Raw genomic sequence first — 21,181 nt, forward strand, 5'->3', positions numbered from 1 at the left:
CGAGAATCGCTGAATCAGTTATACGTCATGCTGATCTGTGTCAGGGTTTATCGGCTCGCCACGGGTCTTACGCAAGCCTAGAATGTTGATCTGTTTTCTGATCAGGTCCTTTCGCCATGCTTCCTGAATGCCAGTTGTTCGGCACCCTGGGTTGCCATCTTTGTGAGATTGCCGAAGCCGAAATCATGCCGCTCGTCGAACACGGGCTGTTGGTGGAGCTGGTTGACATCACCGATCCCCAAGATCTCACCGACCTCTATGGGCTGCGGATTCCGGTGCTTCGACGGGTGGATACCGGCGCCGAATTGGACTGGCCCTTTGACGCTGAACAGGTCGTTGCCTTCCTGCGCTGACGTTTATGCGATGGCGGGTTTCCAATTATTACGTTACTGTATGTTTGTACAGCGATTGAATAGAGGGAACGCCCGTGGTGAATGTTGAACAACTGAAAAGCAGCGTCAATCGCATGTCCGCCGACGTCGTGCGCGACGCGGTGAACGAGCTGCGCCTCGATGGCTTGGTCACGGAAGGCAAGACGCCTTTTAACAAAGTGCATTTCAATACCTGCTTTGCGGAGATCGAAGCGTTGTTCCAGCGCGCCGGTTACCACAAGCAACTGGATGTGGTGGGTTATCAGGGCTTGCTCTACGCCTTGTACGATCCCGGTCGCTGGGAAGCGGTGGATGTGCTGCGTTGGCTCAAGGAATTCACCGAAGCGGCCAGTGCGTCGCCGATCCTGCGCACGCAATTAGCCAAAGCCTGAGATCCGCCCTAGGCTCAATCCCGCGTCGTGCGGGATAATGCCCATCGGTTTTTTCAAGGCTTCGAGCATCGGCATGTCCACTTCCGGTTTTTCCGCGTCCCAACACCAAGCCAGCACTCTCTACTTGCCGCCAGGCCCTTGGGCGACCGTGCTCGATTGCCTGTGCGAGCACTTCCCGGCGATAAGCCGTGAGCACTGGCTGGACCGCATCGCCCGCGGGCGGGTATTGGATATCAAAGGCAGCCCCATCCAGCTGGACCTCGCCTACAAGGAAGGTCTGTGCATTTACTACTTCCGTGAAGTGCCGAACGAAAAGGTGATTCCGGTGCAGGAAACCATCCTGTACGCCGACGAGCACTTGGTGGTGGCGGATAAACCGCATTTCCTGCCCGTGACCCCGGCCGGAGAGTACGTCGAGCAAACCCTTCTGCGCCGCCTGATTCGCCGCCTGGATAATCCGTCGCTGGTACCCCTGCACCGTATCGACCGGCACACCGCCGGGCTGGTGCTGTTCTCGGCCAACCCCGCCAGCCGCTCGGCCTATCAGCAATTGTTCCCCAAGCGCCAGATCGATAAATTCTACGAAGCCATTGCCCCGGCCTTACCTGGTTTGACGTTCCCGTTGGTGCACAAAAGTCGCCTTGTGGACGGCGAACCCTTCTTCCGCATGCAGGAAGGCGAGGGTGCCAGCAACACCGAAACGGCGGTGGAGGTGCGGGAAAAAAATGGTGATCTATGGCGCTACGGCCTGTTTCCCGTGACCGGTAAGAAGCACCAACTGCGCGTGCACATGACCGCGCTGGGGGCGAGCATCTGCAATGACCCGTTCTACCCGGACGTGCTCAAGGATGCCGTCGACGATTACGCCAACCCGCTCAAGCTGCTGGCCCAGGGCGTACGGTTTATCGACCCGGTCACCGGCGAAGAGCGTCGTTTTCGCAGCCAGATCACCCTCGATTGGTAACCCCCGGAAACGACAAGGCCCGCGCGAGGCGGGCCTTGTAGGCAAACGCTAAGACTTACAGGTCTTTAACGGTGCGGACCTGATCTTTATTGATACGGGTCTGCTTGCCGTCCAGTTGTTCGAACTCGTAGAAGCCCGAATCCTTATCGAATTTAGGGGTGTCGACGGCCTGGATTTCGCGACCGTCATTCAGGGTGATCACTGTCGGCGAAGCGCAACCGGCGAGGGTGGCGATGCCCAGTGCAAGCATGAGAGCGGCGATGGTCCGTTGAGTCATGGGTTTGTCTCCGAGAGAATACTTTTTAATTGCTGACCTTGAGACGCGTAAGGCGTCGCCAAAGTTCCTTGTGCGAAAGTTCATTCTGACACGTCAGAGCTCGGCTGTAACAGCTCCGGCGTATTAAGGTTGGCCAGCCGTGGGTCATCCGCCGGGCACTCCAGCCCCACGCCGCCCAATTGCAGGAATATCTTGCGCGGGCTTCGCTCGCCGGCTTGCCAGGCCTGTTCTACCTCGGTTTTGAGGTGTGTAGGGATGATGCAGATCAAGGGTTCCCAGAATTCGCCGTGGCGCACCATCACGGGCACCAATGGGTTTTGCCGCGCGGTCTCACGCAGGTCGGTCAGTAGGATCGCGTCGATAGCTGGCACATCGCACGGCAATATCAGCAGGTGCTCATGGCGCGCTGCGGCCAGCCCGGCGCGGATACCGGCGAGCGGGCCCGGAAAGTCCGGGCTGTCGTCGCTCACCAGCGTGTCGGCATAGGGCGCGTAGAGGTCCTGGTTGCGATTGCACGAGATGATCAGGTCATCCGTCAACGCTCGCACCAAGCGCTGTAGATGGGCGATCAATGGCTGGCCGCGCCATGCCAACAGACCTTTGTCCTGGCCGCCCATGCGCTGGCCGCGCCCGCCGGATAACAGCAAAATCGAGCAGGGAAGGGGCGAAGAATCTAACGACATAAAGGTTCCGCTGCGGCAGGTAAATAGGGGCCTGTGATATAACACCGGGCTGTTCCTCCGACAACCGGACCGTGCCATGAAAGCCAAGGCTGATGCGCCCTTCGTACCCCTGAATATCGCTGTATTGACCGTCAGCGACACCCGCACCCTGGACACCGACACCTCGGGCCAGGTTTTCGTCGACCGCCTCACCGCCGCCGGGCACAACCTGGCCGAGCGCGTACTGCTCAAGGACGACCTCTACAAGATCCGCGCCCAGGTTGCCCATTGGATTGCCGAAGACGTGGTGCAAGTGGTGCTGATCACCGGCGGCACCGGTTTCACCGGCCGTGACAGCACCCCCGAAGCCGTGAGCTGCCTTCTCGACAAGCAGGTCGACGGCTTTGGCGAACTGTTCCGCCAGATATCCGTGGCCGACATCGGCACCTCCACCGTGCAATCTCGTGCCCTGGCCGGCTTGGCCAATGGCACCCTGGTGTGCTGCCTGCCGGGTTCCACCAATGCGGTGCGCACGGGTTGGGACGGCATTCTTGCCGAGCAGTTGGACAACCGCCATCGCCCCTGCAACTTCGTCCCGCACCTGAAACAGGCCGCGCCTTGTGAATCCCGTGGGTAAGCCTGGCAAGACCGGCGCGCTGATGCCCGTGGAAGAGGCGCTGCAGCACCTGTTGGCGCTGGCCGAAGCTGCGCCGATCCGTGAGCCGCACGCCTTGCCCCTGGCCGAGTGTGATGGCCGGGTATTGGCGCAGGATCTGGTCTCCACCCTCGACCTGCCTCCGTGGCCGAACAGTGCCATGGACGGTTACGCGCTGCGCCTGGCGGACTGGACCGGTGAGCCGCTGGTGGTGAGCCAGCGCATCTTTGCCGGTCAGGCGCCTGAACCTCTGGCCGCGGGCACTTGCGCGCGCATCTTCACCGGCGCACCGGTGCCGCAAGGCGCCGATTGCGTGGAGATGCAGGAAAATGCCGTGGTTCACGCCGATGAGCGCGTGAGCTTTACCGAGCCCCTGCACGCCGACCAGAACATCCGCCCTCAAGGCCAGGAAACCACGGTCGGTGAACTCGTTTTGTCAGCCGGGACGCGCTTGGGCCCGATTGAGCTGGGCTTGGCTGCGTCCCTCGGCTGTGATCGTCTGAATGTAGTGCGCTGCCCGCGCGTGGCCGTGCTGTCCACCGGCGACGAGTTGATCGAACCCGGCTTGCCGCTGGGGCCCGGCCAGATCTACAACAGCAATCGTCGCGTGCTGTGCAGTTGGCTTTCACGCATGGGCTGTGAAGTGATCGACGCCGGGATCCTGCCGGATGACTTGGAACAGACCCGCACGCGATTGGCGGGCCTGGGCAGTGTCGACCTGATCCTGTCCACCGGTGGCGTGTCGGTAGGTGAAGCGGACTTCCTTGGCATCGCCCTGCGTGAAGAAGGCGAACTGGCCCTGTGGAAGCTCGCGATCAAACCTGGCAAGCCACTGACGGTCGGGCATTTCCGTGGCGTGCCGGTGATCGGCCTGCCGGGTAACCCGGCCTCGACCCTGGTGACTTTCGCACTCTTGGCGCGCCCCTACATTCTGCGTCGCCAAGGTGTGGCCGACGTGGAGCCGTTGCGGTTCGAAGTCCCGGTGGGATTCGTCTGGCCGAAACCGGGCAATCGTCGCGAGTATCTGCGCGGGCGCATCGAGCAGGGCAAGGCGATCATCTACCGTAACCAAAGCTCTGGCGTGCTGCGCAGCGCGGCGTGGGCTGAGGGGTTTGTGGAGGTGTTGGAAGGGACGACGCTGGCACTCGGTGATCGGGTTAATTTCATCCCGCTGAGCGAAGTCCTGAACTGAACACAACTCCAAATGGGAGAGGGGGCTTGCCCCCGATAGCGGTGCTTCAGCCACACATCAGGTGACTGACACTCTGCCATCGGGGGCAAGCCCCCTCCCACATTTGGACCTTTGTGTGCCTGTGGTTATTCAGTAGTCGTCGCCACGCTCCGTGACGTCCCGCTCCACAGGCCGCGCATCCGGGTCATAGCCCACCGGGAACTTGCCCTTCAAGGTCCAGGCAAACGCAATGATCTCCGCGATGGTGCGGTACAACTCCTCTGGAATGCTGTCGCCCAGTTCCATGCGCGCCAGCAGCTTTACCAGCTCGGCGTTTTCATAGATCGGCACTTCATTTTCCCGCGCCAACTTGAGGATGGCTTCGGCCAGGGCATCGTCGCCCTTGGCGGTCAGGGTCGGCGCTTGCTGGCCGTCGTACTTGAGGGCAATCGCCTGGCGCGGTGGGTTGGTGTTCTTCATGCGGTTTCATCCACCCAGCGTTGCTCCAGTCCGGTTTTCGGCCCGCGTGGTGGCGTACCCAGGTGGCAATCGAGGTCGCCGACGTTGATGCCCGAAGTCACCAGCCGCTCGCGCAAGTTGCCCAAATGGCTTTCGATCAGGCTGGCGGTGAACGGGCGTGTTGCCCACAGTTGGCTCGACAGTTTGCCCTGGGTCAGTTGTGCCTGGACCTGCAACGGCCCCAGCGGCTCCATATCGAATGCCAGCTCGACGCGCCATAGCATTTGCTTGGGGTCCTTGCGGTCTTTGCGTTCGGGCTGGTCTTTGTCTGGCGCCGGTTCTTCGCGCTGGAACTTGACCTGCAACGGCACGATGTCCTGCAGCGTGCGCATAGGGATTTCCAACTGCCAGGTGGTTTGCAGGCGGCCATCGGCGGTGGTGCCGGTCTGTTCCAGACTCGACAGTTGGTGGCTCTGTAACCTGGAAATGGCCCCGGCTGCCAGACGCAGCAGGTTTTCCAGGTCGCCTTCGCCTTCAAGCTTCGCCATCAGCCGCTCGGGCAGTGGAAAGCTGACCGGTGCCTGCCGCGCGCTGACTTGGCCCAGCGTGTTCAGTGGGCTGCGCACAAAATTGGGCAATACCTGGGCCAGCGTGTTGGCCGCAAGAATGGCGTTGAGGTTGGTACTGGCGGGCAGGGCGGGCAATAAGTCCGCGACAAGGCGCAGCAGTGCGCCCTTCATGTCCAGTGGTGGTATTTGTGGATTCTGTCCTGCGAGTAATTTGGCCTCCAGAAAGGCGCCGCTGTTCTGAATCACTTGAGCCAGGACTTTGGGGTTACTGACCTGTGCCAGATCGGGCAGCGCCGCGAGCAAACGGTCGGCGGCGGCGCGCAGGTCGGCGGAGGTGCTATCGCCACGGGGCAGGTTTTGCAGGGCAGTGAACACCGCATCCAGGGAGCCCTGGCGACTTTGCTGGGTCGACAGTTGCTGGGTGACCGCCAATTGATCCTTGAGCCCGCTCAGCGGCACAAAATTCAAGGTCTGCGCGTTCTGCACCACGGCGCTGAGCAGGCTGCCTACGCGCAACGGCTGTGGGCTTTCCACCGTCAGTGTCGCGCCGGCCAAGACGTTATTCAGCACTGTCACCAGCGAACGATAGATCGCCGGTTGCGCCGTGCCCTGTGGCAGCATCTGAGTGGTCAGTACCTTGGCTTGCAACAACGTACCTTCCGGGACTTTGGCGGTATCGATGCGGGTGAGGGCGGCGACGTTGGCACTCAAAGCCTGTTGCAGGCTGAGGGTCAGATTGCCCGCTGGCGTCTGGCTCACCGCCACATTGCTGCCTAAGGGTAATGGCTGCGCGCTGCTGGCCTGCACCAGCGTCTGGCGGCCGCCGTCCAAGGTCAGCTTGAGCAGCAACTGAAAGGCTTCACCGCCTTGTTTAAGGGCGATGACTTCGGCATTCGCGGTTTTCCCAGGGTCGATCAGCCCAATCTGCGGCTCCAGCAGTTTCAGCAGTGCTCCAGGCGCAGGCGCGGAGCTTTGCCCGGCTGCCGGGGTGGGAGGAAGCGTAGGAAGGTTGATCTCGCCGGTCATCGTGCGCATCGTCTCTGGGGAAATTGCCCTCTTTAGCGTAGGGCATCGCATGTATAATGCCGCCCGTCTGCAAAGAGAGCGCTAAAAACCTCACAACTATTTGATCCAGCTCTCTAAAATCGGTCGCCAAAGCCGTTATTGTGCTTCTTTCTATAACGGCCGCTGCACCGCCGACTTGAACCGTAAAGGCCCGCGATCTCTTGACCAGCCCTCTTCTTGAAGCCGTAGCGCTCTCCTGTGAACGCGACTTGCGCCTGCTGTTCGAGCACCTCGACCTGCGTGTGGCGGGTGGCGATATGGTGCAGATCAGCGGTCCCAACGGCAGCGGCAAAACCAGTTTGCTGCGCCTGCTGGCCGGGTTGATGCAACCCACGGCCGGTGAAGTGCGGCTTAACGGCAAGCCCCTCAACGAACAGCGCACCGAGCTTGCACGCAACTTGATCTGGATCGGCCACGCCGCCGGCATCAAGGACGTGCTCACTGCCGAAGAAAACCTCAGCTGGCTCAGCGCCCTGCACCATCCTGCTTCCCGCGATGCCATCTGGCAGGCCCTGGCCGCTGTGGGCCTCAAGGGTTTCGAAGACGTTCCCTGTCACACCCTGTCCGCCGGCCAGCAGCGCCGCGTGGCCCTGGCGCGGCTCTACCTGCCTGGTCCGCCGCTGTGGATTCTCGACGAACCCTTCACCGCCCTCGACAAGCAAGGCGTCGCCCAGTTGGAAGAACACCTGGCGCGGCATTGCGAGCAGGGCGGAACCGTCTTGCTCACCACCCACCACACCCTGGCGCGCATGCCCGCCGGTTACCGCGACCTTGATCTGGGCCGGTGGTCGGCATGAGTGTCTTCGCCCTGCTGGTCGCCCGCGAAGCACGGCTGTTGTGCCGTCGCCCGGCTGAATTGGCCAACCCGCTGGTGTTCTTTGCCATCGTGATTGCGCTGTTCCCGCTGGCGGTCGGTCCCGAGACTAAACTGTTGCAAACCTTGTCGCCGGGGCTGGTGTGGGTGGCGGCGCTTTTATCGGTTCTGCTCTCGCTGGACGGGCTGTTTCGCAGTGATTTCGAAGACGGTTCCCTGGAACAGTGGGTCCTTTCGTCGCACCCTCTGCCACTTCTGGTACTGGCCAAGGTGCTGGCACACTGGGCTTTTTCCGGCCTCGCGCTAGTCTTGCTCTCGCCGCTGTTGGCGATGATGCTGGGCTTGCCCGTCGAGTGCCTGCCGGTATTGCTTTTGTCCTTGTTACTCGGCACGCCAGTGCTCAGCCTGTTAGGGGCCGTGGGCGCAGCGTTGACCGTCGGTTTGAAGCGTGGTGGCCTGCTACTGGCCCTGTTGATTCTGCCGTTGTACATCCCGGTACTGATCCTTGGCAGCGGCGCTTTGCAGGCTGCGCTCATGGGCATGCCGGCGACCGGTTACCTCCTGTGGCTTGGTAGCCTGACCGCCCTGGCGGTAACCCTGACACCCTTTGCTATAGCCGCCGGCCTGAAGATCAGCGTCGGCGAATAATGAGGTCTGACCCAGCGACATTGTCAGCTCTTCAACATAAGAAAGACCCTACGCCTCTCGCAATGACGAGAAGCAATCGTGAGAAACAGCAATGAACTGGACCTGGTTTCACAAGCTCGGCTCGCCCAAATGGTTCTACGGCATCAGTGGCAAACTGCTGCCTTGGTTCAGCAGCGCCGCCGTGTTGCTGATCGGCATCGGCCTGGTCTGGGGCCTGGCCTTCGCGCCGCCGGACTACCAGCAAGGCAACAGCTTTCGCATCATCTATATCCACGTACCCGCCGCGATGCTGGCCCAGTCCTGTTACGTGATGCTCGCGGTGTGCGGCGTTGTCGGCCTGGTGTGGAAGATGAAGTTGGCCGACGTTGCCCTGCAATGCGCCGCGCCCATCGGCGCGTGGATGACCGCCGTGGCGCTGGTCACCGGCGCGATCTGGGGCAAACCCACCTGGGGCTCGTGGTGGGTGTGGGATGCGCGACTAACGTCCATGTTGATCCTGCTGTTCCTGTACTTCGGTCTGATTGCGTTGGGCAACGCGATCAGCAATCGTGACAGCGCCGCCAAGGCCTGCGCGGTGCTGGCGATTGTCGGCGTGATCAACATCCCGATCATCAAATACTCGGTGGAGTGGTGGAACACCCTGCACCAGGGCGCCACCTTCACCCTCACCGAAAAACCGGCGATGCCCGTGGAAATGTGGGCACCGCTGCTGTTGATGGTGCTGGGCTTCTACTGTTTCTTCGGTGCCGTGCTGCTGATGCGCATGCGCCTCGAAGTGCTCAAGCGTGAAGCCCGCGCCAGTTGGGTCAAGGCCGAAGTGCAAAGCAGCCTGGGAGCGCGCGGATGAGTTTTGCTTCTTTCAGTGATTTTCTCGCCATGGGCCACCACGGCCTCTATGTCTGGACGGCCTATGGCATCTGCCTGGCGGTGCTGGCCCTCAACGTCGCCGCGCCGATCCTGGCCCGCAAGCGTTACCTGCAACAAGAGGCGCGTCGTCTGCGCCGGGAGACCGAAAAGTGAATCCGCTGCGTAGAAAACGTCTGATGATCATCCTCGCCATCATGGCCGGCGTCGGCATTGCCGTGGCCCTGGCCTTGAGCGCGCTGCAACAGAACATCAACCTGTTCTACACCCCGACCCAGATCGCCAATGGCGAAGCACCGGTTGATACCCGCATCCGCGCCGGTGGCATGGTGGAGAAGGGCTCGTTGAAACGTTCCGGCGATTCCCTCGACGTGACCTTCGTGGTTACCGACTTCAATAAGGCCGTGACCATCACCTACCGTGGCATCCTCCCGGACCTGTTCCGCGAAGGCCAGGGCATCGTCGCCCTGGGCAAACTCAACGCTGACGGCGTGGTGGTGGCCGATGAAGTGCTGGCCAAGCACGACGAAAAATACATGCCGCCGGAAGTCACCAAGGCGTTGAAAGAAAGCGGCCAATCGGCACCAACCCCAGCGAAGGAGGGCTAAGTGATGACGTCCGCACTGTTTATCCCCGAGTTGGGCCAATTGGCGATGATCCTCGCCTTGTGCTTCGCCATCGTGCAGGCCGTGGTGCCGTTGCTCGGTGCCTGGCGCGGCGACCGCCTTTGGATGAGCCTGGCGCAGCCGGCCGCCTGGGGGCAGTTTGCCTTTCTGCTGTTCGCGTTTGGCTGCCTGACCTACGCCTTTATGACCGACGACTTTTCCGTCGCTTATGTCGCCAATAACTCCAACACCGCGCTGCCTTGGTACTACAAGTTCAGCGCCGTGTGGGGCGCCCACGAAGGTTCGTTGCTGCTGTGGGCGTTGATCCTCGGCGGCTGGACCTTCGCTGTATCGGTGTTCTCGCGCCAATTGCCGCAAGTGATGCTGGCGCGGGTGCTGGCGGTGATGGGCATGATCAGCATTGGTTTTTTGCTGTTCCTGATCATGACCTCCAACCCTTTCAGCCGCATCCTGCCGCAGATTCCATCGGATGGGCATGACCTCAACCCCTTGCTGCAAGACATTGGCCTGATCGTGCACCCGCCGATGCTCTACATGGGTTACGTCGGTTTCTCCGTGGCCTTCGCCTTCGCCATCGCCGCCTTGCTTGGCGGGCGTCTGGATGCCGCGTGGGCGCGCTGGTCGCGGCCATGGACCATCGTCGCCTGGGCGTTCCTGGGTATCGGCATCACCCTTGGCTCATGGTGGGCCTACTACGAACTCGGCTGGGGCGGGTGGTGGTTCTGGGACCCGGTGGAAAACGCCTCGTTCATGCCATGGCTGGTGGGTACCGCACTGATTCACTCGTTGGCCGTCACCGAAAAGCGCGGCGTGTTCAAGAGCTGGACCGTGTTGCTGGCCATCGCGGCATTTTCCCTCAGCCTGCTGGGCACATTCCTCGTGCGTTCGGGTGTGTTGACCTCGGTGCACGCCTTTGCGTCCGACCCGGAGCGCGGCGTGTTCATCCTGATCTTCCTGCTGTTTGTGGTTGGCGGCTCCCTGACCCTGTTCGCCCTGCGCGCGCCGGTGGTCAAAAGCCAGGTCGGCTTCAATCTGTGGTCGCGGGAAACCCTGCTGCTGGGCAATAACCTGGTGCTGGTGGTGGCCGCGTCGATGATCCTGCTCGGCACTCTGTACCCCCTGGTGTTGGATGCCCTGAGTGGCGCCAAACTGTCCGTCGGCCCGCCGTACTTCAACGCGTTGTTCATCCCGTTGATGGGCCTGTTGATGGTGGTGATGGCGGTCGGCATGCTGGTGCGCTGGAAGGACACCCCGGTCAAATGGCTGGTCGGCATGTTGATGCCGGTGCTACTCGGCAGCGTGGCCCTGGCCGTGGTCGCCGGGATTGCCTATGGCGACTTCAACTGGGCGGTGCTCGCCACCTTCCTGCTCGCCGCCTGGGTATTGCTGGCCGGTGTGCGCGACATCTTCGACAAGACCCGCCACAAAGGCCTGGTCAAAGGCCTGCCGACGCTGACCCGCAGCTACTGGGGCATGCAGATCGCCCACATCGGCATCGCCGTGTGTGCGCTGGGCGTGGTGCTGTCCAGCCAGAACAGCGCCGAGCGCGATCTGCGTCTGGCGCCGGGCGAGTCCATGGACCTTGCTGGGTACCAGTTCATCTTCGAGGGCGCCAAGCACTTTGAAGGGCCGAATTTCACGTCGGACAAAGGCACCGTGCGGGTAGTCCGCAACGGTAAGGAAATCGCCGTATTGCACCCCGAAAAACGCCTATACACCGTGCAGAGCTCGATGATGACCGAAGCCGGTATCGACGCGGGTTTCACCCGTGACCTCTATGTGGCACTGGGCGAACCGTTGGGCGAGGGCGCCTGGGCAGTGCGCGTGCATGTGAAACCGTTTGTGCGCTGGATCTGGTTCGGCGGTTTGCTCACTGGGTTTGGCGGTTTGCTGGCGGCGCTGGACCGGCGTTATCGGGTCAAGGTCAAGAGCCGAGTGCGTGAAGCGATTGGTTTGACCCCTCAAGGGATTAGCTGATGAGTATTGATAGTAAGCGTTGGATAGTCGTGGGGCTGATAGCTGCGGTACTTGGCGCGTTCGCCACGATCGTAGTTGTACAGCTTAATAAAGGTGATCCAACTACGTTGCCCTCGGCACTCATAAATAAGCCTTTCCCTGAGTTTTCATTGGTCAATGTCCAGGGCACCAAGCAACTTACTAGAACCGATCTTCTGGGTAAGCCTGCGCTCGTAAATGTATGGGCGACCTGGTGCATTTCCTGCCGCGTCGAACATCCGGTGCTGAACAAGTTGGCTGAGAAGGGCGTGGTGATCTACGGCATCAACTACAAGGACGACAATGCGGCGGCCTTGAAGTGGCTGGCCGAGTTCCATAACCCGTACCAACTGGACATCCGTGATGAAGACGGCAATCTCGGTCTCAACCTCGGCGTTTACGGCGCCCCGGAAACCTTCTTCATTGATGCCAAGGGTGTGATCCGCGACAAATACGTCGGTGTGATCGACGAGGTGGTCTGGCGCGAGCAACTGGCTGCCAAGTACCAGGCGCTGGTCGATGAGGCCAAGCCATGAAGCGTCTGTTAGTCGCTGCCGTGCTGGCACTGGGTTTGGCGGGTATGGCCCACGCCGCCATCGACACGTACGAATTCGCCAAGGACGGTGACCGCGAGCGTTTCCGTGAATTGACCAAGGAACTGCGCTGCCCCAAGTGTCAGAACCAGGACATCGCCGACTCCAACGCTCCCATCGCCGCCGACCTGCGCAAAGAGATCTTCCGCATGCTGGGAGAGGGCAAGGACAACCAGCAGATCATCGACTTCATGGTCGATCGCTATGGTGATTTCGTGCGCTACAAACCGGCCCTCACCGGCAAGACCGCGCTGCTCTGGTTCGGCCCTGCAGGGCTGTTATTGGCCGGCGTGGTGGTGATGGCGGTGATCGTGCGCCGTCGCCGCGCAGCGCCGACCGATGGTTCCGACGCGCTGTCCCCCGAAGAGCGTAAACGCCTCGACCAATTGCTGGACACCAAGACTGATGATTGATTTCTGGCTCGCAGCCGGCTTGCTGCTTCTGATTGCCCTGAGTTTCCTGTTGATCCCTGTATTGCGCGGCCGCCGTGCCCAGCGCGAAGAGGATCGCACCGCGCTGAACGTGGCGCTGTATCAAGAACGCGTCGCCGAGTTGCAAGTGCAGCAGGACGAAGGCGTGCTCAACGCCGCGCAACTCGACACCGGTCGCGCCGAAGCCGCCCGCGAACTGCTGGCGGATACCGAGGGTGTGGAAAAACCCCGCGAATCGCGCCTGGGCAAACCGCTGCCATTGCTCGCCGCCGTCCTCGTCCCCGTCCTTGGCTTGGGCCTGTACATGCACTTTGGTGCCAGCGACAAGGTCGAGCTGACCCGCGAATTCTCACAGCCACCGGTGTCCATGGAAGACATGACCCACCGCCTGGAACGCGCGGCTGCGGCCCAACCGGATTCGGCCGAAGGCCTGTACTTCCTCGGTCGCGCCTATATGGCCCAAGACCGCTCCGCAGACGCCGCGAAAGTGTTCGAGCGCACCGTGGCCCTGGCCGGGCGCCAGCCGGAGCTGCTGGGGCAGTGGGCCCAGGCGCAGTACTTTGCCGACAACAAACAGTGGTCGCCCAAGGTGCAGGCGCTCACTGATGAAGCCTTGAAGCTGGACCCGAAGGAAGTCACCAGCCTGGGCTTGCTGGGCATTGCGGCATTTGAAGGCAAGCGTTATCAAGAGGCCATCGACTACTGGACCCGTCTGTTGGCCCAACTGCCACCGGAAGATAATTCCCGTGCTGCCCTGCAAGGCGGCATCGACCGGGCTGCGCAAAGTCTGAAGGAGAGCGGGGGCAGCGTCGCCCAAAAGGCTGTGATGAAGGTACGTGTGGACCTGTCCGCCGACGTGAAGGCCAAGGCCTTGCCAACCGACAGCGTGTTCATCTTCGCCCGCGCCGTCAGTGGCCCGCCGGCACCTCTGGCGGTCAAACGCGTCACCGTCGCCGAATTGCCTGTTACCGTCGAACTGGGTGACGCCGATGCAATGATGCCGCAATTGAAACTGTCCAACTTCCCCGAAGTCCAACTGGTTGCGCGCATATCCCGGGCCGGTCAACCAACCACTGGCGAGTGGATCGGCCGCAGCCAACCCCTGGCCAGCAGCACCACTGCGCTGCAACAGCTGACCATCGACAGTCCGGACAAGTAATTTTGAGGAAACGCCTATGATGACCGCATTCGCACGCATCACCTTGCTCAGCCTGGTACTGGGCCTGAGCGCCTGTGCGGTCCATCGGCCACCACCTGGCCCGACCGGCCCGACTATCCCGCCGTCCGGCCCCTCGACTCAGCCGAGCACCAAGCCTTCCGGCCCGGTCACCCCGCCACCGAAGCCTGCCCCGACTAAATCGCCGACCTTCGCCCCCCCACCGGGCGCCGCCAGCCATTGGGACGGCAAGATGCAGGTGTACGTGCTCGACGACCAACCCGACACGTTCTACCGCCAGCGCACCTACTACCGCTGGAGCAACGGCTGGAGCCGCTCCATCAGCCCCAATGGGCCGTGGGAAGACACCAACGTGCAAGGTGTGCCGCCGGGGTTGAGCAAGCAGTACGCGCAATGACAAAAGGCGACCTTCGGGTCGCCTTTTTCATGCCTGTGAAATCCATCTTTCCAGGCACTGAAGTTCAAATACGGGAGGGGGCTTGCTCCCGATAGCGCCAGGTCAGTCACTGATTAGTTGAATATGGCATCGCCATCGGGAGCAAGCCCCGTCCCACAGTGGGCCTCCTCAGCCCTCAGGCCACGGAGGCGCCGGTACCATGCCGCTTCTCATATGTTCATCAGTTTCGCCGCAATGGCATTCCAGCCAGCCGGTTCATGGATCATGGTCAAGTAGTCATGGCCCGCGAAGAACTGCCCCTGAAACGTGTGCTTAGCCATGATCTCCTTGATGATCATCGTGGCAGGGCCCAAGCCGGTATTGCCGGTTCGGGCATCGAGTGCACGACCTCGCACTTGAGTGGTGATTGCGGCGCCGAGCATCATCTTTCTTTGTTCAAGCTGCTTGATCTGATCTGCTCGGGATAAGCCGGCGAGGCTGGCTTGCGGCATATCGCCGACGTTGGGGTTCTGTTCAAGAAAGGCCGCCCACTGCAACTCCATCGCCGCCACCTTGCACAGGGCGGCGTAACGGTCGCTGACCATCAGCCTGGCCAGTTCAAGTTGGAAGCTGACCATGATGAGCGGGATTTTTCCGACCAGGCCGATGCCGGTAAATGAAAGCAAGGTCGAGGTGGTCGAGATGGCCATTTCTGTGCCTCGAAATGCGAGCTTCTTGAACTTTACCTCGATGGCCAGTTGCAGCCATTTAATCGCATCACTGACTTGTTTATCACCAGCGGCGAAGGGTTGATAAGCCGCCAGCATTTTTGACAGCCGACGCAGATGTATCGCCGTAGAGGTCGTGGCAGACGCATGCCTGGCCGCATAGAAGGGCGCGGGAATAGGCGAGATCGCCGGGCTTATCGCCGCCACTCCCACCCCGGTTGCGCCAACACCCAAGCTTTTGTATTTGCGGTGTGAAAGCATCTTTTGGGTTTTGGGCGAGGGTCCGCAATTGCCGTTTTTGACAAAGTACGGGTTGAGTTTCAACCCGCTTTTTTCGCAGACCTTCATATAACTTCTGGCGGCGCCTATGGTTGTGATGATGGGGTGAAGGCCTGCCAGTCCGGAAAGAAGGCTAAAGAATATGTCTTCTTTTGACTGTTCTGTTTGAGCGGTTTCACGTACTTGCGCTGCGATTGAGTCGGGCACTTTTTCGTCTCCGTTGAGGGGAGAAGGGATAGGAGCCTGTACCGTAGATAAGCACCGTAGTGCTGGCTGTAGGATTGTTCGGGGAGGCATCACTCGTCTTTGTGGTCGCGCCGAACCTGGTGCGCTGCGGGTCGCACTCGGGTAATGTGGCCGCCGCCGGCCTGGCTGCCGAAGGATTGCTGGATATACTTTTCAGTGATCGCTATCCGCCCAGCCTGTTGCAGGCGGCATTTGTACGGGCCAGCGGGCCGAGCTGATGCAAGCCAGGCGCCGCGAAGGGCTTCCTGTGGTGCATAAGTCTGGCGACAAGCGAAGAGGGTGTGTTGATGGCGGGCAGGTTGATCTATCTCATCGGGCCATCGGGTTCGGGCAAGGACAGCCTGCTGGATGCCGCCCGTCCGCAGTTGGCCGAGCGCGGCTGCCGCATCGTGCGGCGCGTCATCACCCGTTCGGCGGAGGCCGTGGGCGAGGCGGCGCACGGTGTGAGCGCGGAGCAGTTTGCGGTGATGCGTACCGAGGGGGCGTTTGCCCTCAGTTGGCAGGCCAACGGCTTGTCCTATGGCATTCCACGGGAAATCGACGATTGGCTGGCGGCGGGGGATGACGTTCTGGTCAACGGCTCGCGTGCACACCTGGCGCAGGCCCACGCGCGTTATCCGCAGATGCTGGTGCTATTGCTGACCGTGGATCAAGGCGTGTTACGCCAGCGCTTGATCGCGCGGGGACGAGAGTTGCCGGCCGACATCGAGGAGCGCTTGGCGCGCAATGCGCGGTTTACTCAAGAGCTGATCGCCGGCAGTGGTTCAGGGTTGTTTGTGCTGGATAACTCCGGCCCCTTGGAGCACACGGTCGAGCGCCTGCTGCACTGCCTGGATGCTGGGCATTCGGTATGCGCCTGATCCTGCTACGTATCGGCGAGTTTGGCTGGTGATCTTCATGGCTCGCAGATCGTTGTTCCAAATCGGGCCTTGAGCGCTTTGCGGCCCTTTGGCGTCACACTCAGTGCGCGGCTATCCAGGTCCTGTATTACCCATTCACGGCGAACAGCGTTTTGCAAAAGCGCCGCGCCCAAAGCACCCGCCAGGTGCGGGCGGCGCATGCTCCAGTCCAGGCAGGCGCAGGCGAATCGCCGTCGTTGCGTGCGCAGCGCCGCCACATCAATCCCAAGTTCAACCATCGCCTTTTCGCCGTGTGCGCTGAGTTGGTAGCTGTCGTTCCCGGTCAACCAGCCGGCCTCAATGAAATGGTCGTGCAGCGTGACCGCCAACGTACCCGCCATGTGGTCGTAGCAGGTGCGCGCAAACTGCAGACGCGTGGGCGTGCTCGGCACAAACGCCTTGGCGCTGTTGCGGCTGATCACCATCAACCCTTCAATCGCCTGGGCCACAGACGGACCGGCGAGGCTGTAGTAGCGGTGACGACCCTGCGTGTGCAACGTGATCAAGCCGTCGTCCTTGAGCCGGGCCAAGTGCGCGCTGGCGGTTGAGGTGCTGACCTCGGCAATCACCGCCATTTCGGTGCTGGTACGCGCATGCCCATCCATCAGCGCGCAGAGCATTTTCGTGCGCGCAGGTTCTGCAATTGCGCCGGCGACCTGTGAGAGTGCGACGTCGTCGTCCTGGCCGTTCATATTTCGTTCCTGAGCGAATCGTTACCGGGTGAGGTGGCTGATAGTAGCGGTTCTTCGTGAACAGGACGTCCTGAATGACACCGCTTGAAGCCGCTACCCACGCTGACCCTTATGACTATTACTCACGCCTGAGACGTACTGGCGGGTTGCTGTTCGACGCTGAACTTGGGCTGTGGGTCGCCAGTACAGCCGAGTTTGTTGCGGCTGTTCTGGCTCACCCGGATTGTCGAGTACGCCCGCATCACGAGCCGGTGCCTGCTGCGATTGCGCAAGGCGCTGCAGGCCAGGTATTTGCCCGCTTGATGCGGATGAATGAAGGGACGGCCCATCGATGCCCGCGAGCAGCAGTCGAACCGGCATTGGCTGGCGTAGGCGTCGGGACCGTCGCGGAGGTGGTCGGCAGCCTTATCGACCGCGTGGATAACCTGGAGGCGTTGATGTTCACCTTGCCGGTCTCGGCGGTTGCGGCGTTGCTGGGTTTTCCAACAGGGCAGACAGCAGCGGTTGCCGAGCTGACACGGGATTTCGTCGCCTGCCTCTCGCCGCTGAGCAACGAGGCCCAACGGCATCACGCCGACATCGGAGCGTCGCAGTTGACGCAAATGTTCGGCGACGTACTTGAAGCTTCGGCGTTGATGACGCACATCCGCACAGGCGACTGGATGGACACTGACGTGTTGACCGCGAACCTGATCGGGCTGCTGTCACAGACCTGCGAAGCCACGGCCGGCCTGATAGGTAACACATTGGTGATGCTCGCCCGGCAGCCTGATCTGCTGGAGCAGGTTCAGCACGCGCCCGCCCAGGTCATGGCGCTGGTTGAAGAAGTGGCGCGCTTCGATTCCCCAGTGCAGAACACTCGGCGGTTTGTTGCCGATCGGTGTGTCATCGGTAACCGCGTGCTGGAGGCCGGGGATACCCTCCTGGTGGTGCTGGCGTCCGCCAATCGTGACCCTGCGGCAAACCCGATGCCCGATAGTTTTGTGCTTGAACGCCCGCAGCGGCGCAGCTTCAGCTTTGGTTTCGGCGCTCATCAATGTCCTGGCCAGCGGCTGGCGTTGATCATTGCGTCCCAAACCATCCTTGCGCTGCTCCGTCGCCAGCCTGCCTTGCTGGCGGGCGCGGGGTCATTCGGTTACTGGCCGTCGCTTAACGGGCGGATTCCGAGGTTTCACTCGGCAGCGCTCAACATTCGGTAAAACCACCGCCAGTCAGGCTGAGAGGTTCTGTGCTTGAGCAAAGATAACTCTAGGGTTGTTTTTGTTCAGGCCAAGCCAAGGAGGCTGGGGTGCAAAGCAGGTGATTGATCAAGGAGCTGCAAGAGGCTGGATGGGTACTGGATCGTGTCACGGGCAGTCATCATATTTTTATCGAATGGAGCGATGACTTTACCGCCACCGGCATTCAAATCCCCGATATTCCAGGCGCTGTCATCGCCGGGGACAGCTTTGAAGAGGCTTACAACGCTGCCGTGTAAGTCGCGCACATCCTGCTGCAGGAGATCGCTGCAGAGGGCGGGACGATTCCGATGCCAACGTCAGTCCCGAACCATCGCGCTCATGAGGACTATGCGGGGATGGGCTGGGGGATGCTGGCGTTGGACATCTCGCCTTATCTGGGCAAGACCGAGAAGGTCAATGCGACCTTGCCCGGTTATGTCATCCGGCGAATCGACCGTTATGTGCGTCAGCACAAGGTCAAAAGCCGCTCGTCATTTCTGGCGGACGCGGCTCTGGAGAAGTTGGTGCGCTCTTAAGCGGTTGCGACCGCCACCCGCCGGGACGCACTCAGGAACCGCAACAACGCCACCAGCGGGAATGCGCTGCCGACCAGCATCACCCCGAGCCAGCCGCCGTGTTCATACACGCTGCTGGCAATCGCTGAGCCAAAGGCGCCGCCGATGAAGATGCTGGTCATGTACAGCGCGTTCAAACGGCTGCGGCTGTTGGCGTCGAGGGCGTAGATGGCGCGTTGGCCCAGGACCATGTTCATCTGCACGCAGAAGTCCAGGACCACACCGGTTACCGCCAGGCCGATCACGCTGTACAGCGGATGCACGAACGCCGGCAGGAAGCTCAGCGCGGCGAACAGCATCGCCAGCAACGAAGCGCGGTGAGTGTGACCGGCATCCGCCAGGCGCCCGGCGATGGGCGCGGCGATGGCGCCCAAGGCACCGACCAGGGCGAACAGGGCGATTTCGCTCTGGCTCAGGCCGTGATTACGCGCCAGCTCCAGTGGCGCGGCGGTCCAGAACAGGCTGAAGGTGGCAAACATGCAGCCTTGGTAAAACGCGCGCTGGCGCAGCACTGGCTGGCGACGCAACAAGGTGCCCAGCGAACCCAGCAATTGGCCATATGTGGCGCTGTGGTCGGGTTGGCGCTTGGGGATGGTCAGCATCAGCACCACGCTGATAAACGCCATCAACCCCGCCGCCGCCATGAACATCGCACGCCAGCCGAAGTGGTCCGCCACCACGCTGGAGACCGGCCGTGCCAGCAGGATGCCCAGCAACAAACCGCCCATGATGCTACCGACCACACGGCCACGGGACTCGGCAGGCGCCAGGTGCGCGGCCAGCGGGATCAGGATCTGCACCGATACAGAACTGAATCCGATCAGCAGCGACACCAGCAAGAACAGGTTCGGCTGTGCGGTGAACGCTGCGCCCAGTAGGCTGGCGATGGCCACCACGGTGGTGAGGATCATCAGCTTGCGGTTTTCCAGCAGGTCGCCCAACGGCACCAGGAAGAAGAGTCCCAGGGCATAACCGATTTGCGTCAGGGACACGATCAGGCTGGCCATGGCCGGCGTAAGGCCGATGTCCGGGGCGATCAGTTCAATGATCGGTTGCGCGTAGTAAATGTTGGCAACGATGGCGCCGCAGCAGAACGCAAACAGCATCACCATCCCGCGGGTCATGGTGCTTGTAGTGTGGGGAGTAGCGTTCATGGTGTTCTCATAAAAGCGGAGGAAGATGGCGAGCGAGAGTAAAGCCAAGGCGTACGCACGAGTAGGGCGCTCGTGGTGATATCACTTATGCTGGCTGATGATACATTCAGAAACAACTAAGGTGGTGTGACACTACCGATGCAACGGCCATACAGACAGCCAAATGTGGGAGGGGGCTTGCCCCCGATGGCGGAGTGTCAGTCACTGGGTGTAGTGGCTGACACGCTGCTATCGGGAGCAAGCCCCCTCCCACATTTTTTACCGCGTTTCTTAGTTATTGACCGGAGTAGATCTGGTCGAAGATGCCACCGTCATTGAAGTGGGTCTTCTGTACGGTGCGCCAGTCACCAAAGGTCTTCTCCACCGACAGGAAGTCGACTTTCGGGAAGCGGTCGGTGTACTTGGCCAGGACTTTTGGATCACGCGGGCGCAGGTAGTTGTTGGCGGCGATTTCCTGGCCTTCCGGCGACCACAGGTACTTCAGGTAGTCTTCGGCGGCCACGCGGGTGCCTTTCTTCTCGACCACTTTGTCGACCACCGACACCGGCGGCTCGGCTTCAGCGGAAACGCTTGGGTAGATCACTTCAAACTGATCACGGCCGAATTCACGGGCGATCATTTCGGCTTCGTTCTCAAAGGTCACCAGCACGTCGCCGATCTGGTTGGTCATGAACGTGGTGGTCGCTGCACGGCCACCGGTGTCGAGCACAGGCGCTTGCTTGAACAGCTTGCCGACGAAGGTTTTCGCCTTTTCTTCATCGCCGCCGTTCTTGAGCACATAACCCCAGGCCGACAGGTAGGTGTAGCGGCCGTTACCCGAGGTTTTCGGGTTAGGCACGATCACTTGCACGCCATCCTTGAGCAGGTCCGGCCAGTCTTTCAGCGCCTTGGGGTTGCCCTTGCGCACGATAAACACGGTGGCGGAGGTGAACGGCGCGCTGTTGTTGGGCAGGCGCGTGACCCAGTTGTCTGGCACCAGTTTGCCGTTGTCGGCAAGGGCGTTGATGTCGGTGGCCATGTTCATGGTGATCACGTCAGCGGGCAGACCGTCGATCACCGAACGCGCTTGTTTGCTGGAACCGCCGAAGGACATTTGCAGGGTCAGCTTGTCGTTCGGGTGCTCGGCTTCCCAATGCTTCTGGAAGGCGGCGTTGTAGTCCTTGTAGAAATCGCGCATTACGTCATAGGAGACGTTGAGCAGTGTGACCGGTGCGGCGTGCACGGCGCCCGCCAGGGCAAGACCGGCGGCCAGGAGAGAGGCGCTAACGAGTTTTTTCAC

Annotated in this window: 25 protein-coding genes and 2 pseudogenes; 19 read left to right on the forward strand and 8 right to left on the reverse strand. The window is 61.2% G+C overall.

What is annotated here, in order from left to right:
• Positions 1-116 precede the first annotated feature (116 nt).
• From G9Q84_RS14350 to G9Q84_RS14360, 3 genes are all read left to right on the forward strand, one after another.
• The gene (locus G9Q84_RS14350; protein WP_095184236.1) at positions 117-353 is read left to right on the forward strand and encodes a glutaredoxin family protein; all 237 of its coding nucleotides are present in this window, start codon (positions 117-119) and stop codon (positions 351-353) included.
• A gap of 74 nt (positions 354-427) precedes the next feature.
• On the forward strand, positions 428-763 hold the full coding sequence (locus tag G9Q84_RS14355) for a hypothetical protein (protein ID WP_032889084.1): 336 nt from the start codon (positions 428-430) through the stop codon (positions 761-763).
• Positions 764-836: 73 nt separating this feature from the next.
• On the forward strand, positions 837-1,727 hold the full coding sequence (locus G9Q84_RS14360; protein WP_181643595.1) for a pseudouridine synthase: 891 nt from the start codon (positions 837-839) through the stop codon (positions 1,725-1,727).
• A gap of 55 nt (positions 1,728-1,782) precedes the next feature.
• Here G9Q84_RS14360 and G9Q84_RS14365 read toward each other — a convergent pair whose 3' ends face one another.
• Positions 1,783-2,004 carry a YgdI/YgdR family lipoprotein gene (locus tag G9Q84_RS14365; RefSeq protein WP_032889086.1) on the reverse strand — a complete coding sequence of 74 codons (222 nt, stop codon included), beginning with the start codon at positions 2,002-2,004 and terminating at the stop codon, positions 1,783-1,785.
• A gap of 80 nt (positions 2,005-2,084) precedes the next feature.
• A complete protein-coding gene (gene mobA, locus G9Q84_RS14370) occupies positions 2,085-2,687 on the reverse strand; it encodes a molybdenum cofactor guanylyltransferase MobA (RefSeq protein WP_181643572.1) in 603 nt (200 codons plus the stop codon).
• A 76-nt stretch (positions 2,688-2,763) separates the two neighbouring features.
• On the opposite strand from mobA, the gene moaB reads away from it, so the two are divergent.
• Together moaB and G9Q84_RS14380 are read left to right on the forward strand one after the other, a co-directional pair.
• Positions 2,764-3,303, forward strand: coding sequence for a molybdenum cofactor biosynthesis protein B (moaB, locus tag G9Q84_RS14375; protein WP_032889090.1), 540 nt, complete (start codon positions 2,764-2,766; stop codon positions 3,301-3,303).
• Positions 3,287-4,513 (forward strand): molybdopterin molybdotransferase MoeA, encoded by a 1,227-nt coding sequence (locus G9Q84_RS14380; protein WP_095184238.1) that lies wholly within the window; start codon positions 3,287-3,289, stop codon positions 4,511-4,513. Before moaB ends, G9Q84_RS14380 begins: the two co-directional genes overlap by 17 nt.
• A 129-nt stretch (positions 4,514-4,642) precedes the next feature.
• On the opposite strand, the gene G9Q84_RS14385 is transcribed toward G9Q84_RS14380, so the two are convergent.
• Positions 4,643-4,972, reverse strand: a complete 330-nt coding sequence (locus G9Q84_RS14385; protein WP_181643573.1) for an EscU/YscU/HrcU family type III secretion system export apparatus switch protein — start codon at positions 4,970-4,972, stop codon at positions 4,643-4,645.
• Positions 4,969-6,546 (reverse strand): flagellar hook-length control protein FliK, encoded by a 1,578-nt coding sequence (gene fliK, locus G9Q84_RS14390; RefSeq protein ID WP_095184332.1) that lies wholly within the window; start codon positions 6,544-6,546, stop codon positions 4,969-4,971. Before fliK ends, G9Q84_RS14385 begins: the two co-directional genes overlap by 4 nt.
• Positions 6,547-6,746: 200 nt before the next feature.
• Between fliK and ccmA the strand changes: the two genes are divergently transcribed.
• The 10 genes from ccmA to G9Q84_RS14440 all read left to right on the forward strand — a co-directional run bounded on the left by ccmA (position 6,747) and on the right by G9Q84_RS14440 (position 14,130).
• Positions 6,747-7,382, forward strand: coding sequence for a cytochrome c biogenesis heme-transporting ATPase CcmA (ccmA, locus tag G9Q84_RS14395; protein ID WP_032889096.1), 636 nt, complete (start codon positions 6,747-6,749; stop codon positions 7,380-7,382).
• Entirely contained in the window at positions 7,379-8,047 is a 669-nt protein-coding gene (gene ccmB / locus G9Q84_RS14400; protein ID WP_003189951.1) for a heme exporter protein CcmB, read from the forward strand. Before ccmA ends, ccmB begins: the two co-directional genes overlap by 4 nt.
• 91 nt (positions 8,048-8,138) lie before the next feature.
• Entirely contained in the window at positions 8,139-8,894 is a 756-nt protein-coding gene (locus tag G9Q84_RS14405) for a heme ABC transporter permease (protein WP_181643574.1), read from the forward strand.
• Entirely contained in the window at positions 8,891-9,067 is a 177-nt protein-coding gene (gene ccmD / locus G9Q84_RS14410) for a heme exporter protein CcmD (protein WP_003172771.1), read from the forward strand. The genes G9Q84_RS14405 and ccmD overlap by 4 nt, the downstream gene beginning before the upstream one ends.
• Positions 9,064-9,519 (forward strand): cytochrome c maturation protein CcmE, encoded by a 456-nt coding sequence (gene ccmE, locus G9Q84_RS14415; protein WP_032889100.1) that lies wholly within the window; start codon positions 9,064-9,066, stop codon positions 9,517-9,519. The genes ccmD and ccmE overlap by 4 nt, the downstream gene beginning before the upstream one ends.
• Positions 9,520-9,522: 3 nt before the next feature.
• The gene (locus G9Q84_RS14420) at positions 9,523-11,514 is read left to right on the forward strand and encodes a heme lyase CcmF/NrfE family subunit (RefSeq protein WP_122755804.1); all 1,992 of its coding nucleotides are present in this window, start codon (positions 9,523-9,525) and stop codon (positions 11,512-11,514) included.
• Positions 11,514-12,068 (forward strand): DsbE family thiol:disulfide interchange protein, encoded by a 555-nt coding sequence (locus tag G9Q84_RS14425; protein WP_122755805.1) that lies wholly within the window; start codon positions 11,514-11,516, stop codon positions 12,066-12,068. The genes G9Q84_RS14420 and G9Q84_RS14425 overlap by 1 nt, the downstream gene beginning before the upstream one ends.
• A complete protein-coding gene (locus tag G9Q84_RS14430; RefSeq protein WP_122755806.1) occupies positions 12,065-12,538 on the forward strand; it encodes a cytochrome c-type biogenesis protein in 474 nt (157 codons plus the stop codon). Before G9Q84_RS14425 ends, G9Q84_RS14430 begins: the two co-directional genes overlap by 4 nt.
• Positions 12,531-13,715, forward strand: coding sequence for a c-type cytochrome biogenesis protein CcmI (ccmI, locus tag G9Q84_RS14435; protein ID WP_032889107.1), 1,185 nt, complete (start codon positions 12,531-12,533; stop codon positions 13,713-13,715). The genes G9Q84_RS14430 and ccmI overlap by 8 nt, the downstream gene beginning before the upstream one ends.
• A 19-nt stretch (positions 13,716-13,734) precedes the next feature.
• Positions 13,735-14,130, forward strand: coding sequence for a hypothetical protein (locus G9Q84_RS14440; protein WP_181643596.1), 396 nt, complete (start codon positions 13,735-13,737; stop codon positions 14,128-14,130).
• Positions 14,131-14,339: 209 nt separating this feature from the next.
• Here the strand turns inward: G9Q84_RS14440 and G9Q84_RS14445 are convergent, their stop codons facing one another.
• Entirely contained in the window at positions 14,340-15,323 is a 984-nt protein-coding gene (locus tag G9Q84_RS14445; RefSeq protein WP_177434249.1) for a hypothetical protein, read from the reverse strand.
• Between the two features lie 95 nt (positions 15,324-15,418).
• Between G9Q84_RS14445 and G9Q84_RS29330 the strand changes: the two are divergent.
• Both G9Q84_RS29330 and phnN read left to right on the forward strand, forming a co-directional pair.
• Positions 15,419-15,650 (forward strand): annotated as a pseudogene (locus G9Q84_RS29330) (alpha-D-ribose 1-methylphosphonate 5-triphosphate diphosphatase); the annotation flags it as partial.
• Complete coding sequence (phnN, locus tag G9Q84_RS14450) at positions 15,650-16,222, forward strand: phosphonate metabolism protein/1,5-bisphosphokinase (PRPP-forming) PhnN (protein WP_032889113.1); 573 nt, start codon at positions 15,650-15,652, stop codon at positions 16,220-16,222. The pseudogene G9Q84_RS29330 and the gene phnN, both read left to right, overlap by 1 nt.
• A gap of 35 nt (positions 16,223-16,257) precedes the next feature.
• On the opposite strand, the gene G9Q84_RS14455 is transcribed toward phnN, so the two are convergent.
• The gene (locus G9Q84_RS14455) at positions 16,258-16,953 is read right to left on the reverse strand and encodes an ArsR/SmtB family transcription factor (RefSeq protein ID WP_181643575.1); all 696 of its coding nucleotides are present in this window, start codon (positions 16,951-16,953) and stop codon (positions 16,258-16,260) included.
• Positions 16,954-17,027: 74 nt separating this feature from the next.
• On the opposite strand from G9Q84_RS14455, the gene G9Q84_RS14460 reads away from it, so the two are divergent.
• The gene (locus G9Q84_RS14460) at positions 17,028-18,152 is read left to right on the forward strand and encodes a cytochrome P450 (RefSeq protein WP_181643576.1); all 1,125 of its coding nucleotides are present in this window, start codon (positions 17,028-17,030) and stop codon (positions 18,150-18,152) included.
• Between the two features lie 107 nt (positions 18,153-18,259).
• Positions 18,260-18,709: pseudogene (locus G9Q84_RS29070) on the forward strand (type II toxin-antitoxin system HicB family antitoxin).
• Here G9Q84_RS29070 and G9Q84_RS14475 read toward each other — a convergent pair.
• Entirely contained in the window at positions 18,706-19,902 is a 1,197-nt protein-coding gene (locus G9Q84_RS14475; protein ID WP_081797774.1) for an MFS transporter, read from the reverse strand. The pseudogene G9Q84_RS29070 and the gene G9Q84_RS14475 sit on opposite strands and share 4 nt — an antisense overlap.
• A gap of 274 nt (positions 19,903-20,176) precedes the next feature.
• On the reverse strand, positions 20,177-21,181 hold the full coding sequence (locus G9Q84_RS14480) for a sulfate ABC transporter substrate-binding protein (RefSeq protein ID WP_032889121.1): 1,005 nt from the start codon (positions 21,179-21,181) through the stop codon (positions 20,177-20,179).

The organism is Pseudomonas sivasensis (assembly GCF_013778505.1).
Classification (GTDB): Bacteria; Pseudomonadota; Gammaproteobacteria; order Pseudomonadales; family Pseudomonadaceae; genus Aquipseudomonas; species Aquipseudomonas sivasensis.

Excerpts from the sequence above, each read along its gene's own strand:
- G9Q84_RS14350 (WP_095184236.1), top strand. The coding sequence starts at position 117 with ATGCTTCCTGAATGCCAGTTGTTCGGCACCCTGGGTTGCCATCTTTGT.
- G9Q84_RS14360 (WP_181643595.1), top strand. The coding sequence starts at position 837 with ATGTCCACTTCCGGTTTTTCCGCGTCCCAACACCAAGCCAGCACTCTC.
- G9Q84_RS14365 (WP_032889086.1), bottom strand. The coding sequence starts at position 2,004 with ATGACTCAACGGACCATCGCCGCTCTCATGCTTGCACTGGGCATCGCC.
- mobA (WP_181643572.1), bottom strand. The coding sequence starts at position 2,687 with ATGTCGTTAGATTCTTCGCCCCTTCCCTGCTCGATTTTGCTGTTATCC.
- moaB (WP_032889090.1), top strand. The coding sequence starts at position 2,764 with ATGAAAGCCAAGGCTGATGCGCCCTTCGTACCCCTGAATATCGCTGTA.
- G9Q84_RS14385 (WP_181643573.1), bottom strand. The coding sequence starts at position 4,972 with ATGAAGAACACCAACCCACCGCGCCAGGCGATTGCCCTCAAGTACGAC.
- fliK (WP_095184332.1), bottom strand. The coding sequence starts at position 6,546 with ATGACCGGCGAGATCAACCTTCCTACGCTTCCTCCCACCCCGGCAGCC.
- ccmB (WP_003189951.1), top strand. The coding sequence starts at position 7,379 with ATGAGTGTCTTCGCCCTGCTGGTCGCCCGCGAAGCACGGCTGTTGTGC.
- G9Q84_RS14405 (WP_181643574.1), top strand. The coding sequence starts at position 8,139 with ATGAACTGGACCTGGTTTCACAAGCTCGGCTCGCCCAAATGGTTCTAC.
- ccmD (WP_003172771.1), top strand. The coding sequence starts at position 8,891 with ATGAGTTTTGCTTCTTTCAGTGATTTTCTCGCCATGGGCCACCACGGC.
- G9Q84_RS14420 (WP_122755804.1), top strand. The coding sequence starts at position 9,523 with ATGACGTCCGCACTGTTTATCCCCGAGTTGGGCCAATTGGCGATGATC.
- G9Q84_RS14425 (WP_122755805.1), top strand. The coding sequence starts at position 11,514 with ATGAGTATTGATAGTAAGCGTTGGATAGTCGTGGGGCTGATAGCTGCG.
- G9Q84_RS14430 (WP_122755806.1), top strand. The coding sequence starts at position 12,065 with ATGAAGCGTCTGTTAGTCGCTGCCGTGCTGGCACTGGGTTTGGCGGGT.
- ccmI (WP_032889107.1), top strand. The coding sequence starts at position 12,531 with ATGATTGATTTCTGGCTCGCAGCCGGCTTGCTGCTTCTGATTGCCCTG.
- G9Q84_RS14440 (WP_181643596.1), top strand. The coding sequence starts at position 13,735 with ATGACCGCATTCGCACGCATCACCTTGCTCAGCCTGGTACTGGGCCTG.
- phnN (WP_032889113.1), top strand. The coding sequence starts at position 15,650 with ATGGCGGGCAGGTTGATCTATCTCATCGGGCCATCGGGTTCGGGCAAG.
- G9Q84_RS14455 (WP_181643575.1), bottom strand. The coding sequence starts at position 16,953 with ATGAACGGCCAGGACGACGACGTCGCACTCTCACAGGTCGCCGGCGCA.
- G9Q84_RS14460 (WP_181643576.1), top strand. The coding sequence starts at position 17,028 with ATGACACCGCTTGAAGCCGCTACCCACGCTGACCCTTATGACTATTAC.
- G9Q84_RS14475 (WP_081797774.1), bottom strand. The coding sequence starts at position 19,902 with ATGAACGCTACTCCCCACACTACAAGCACCATGACCCGCGGGATGGTG.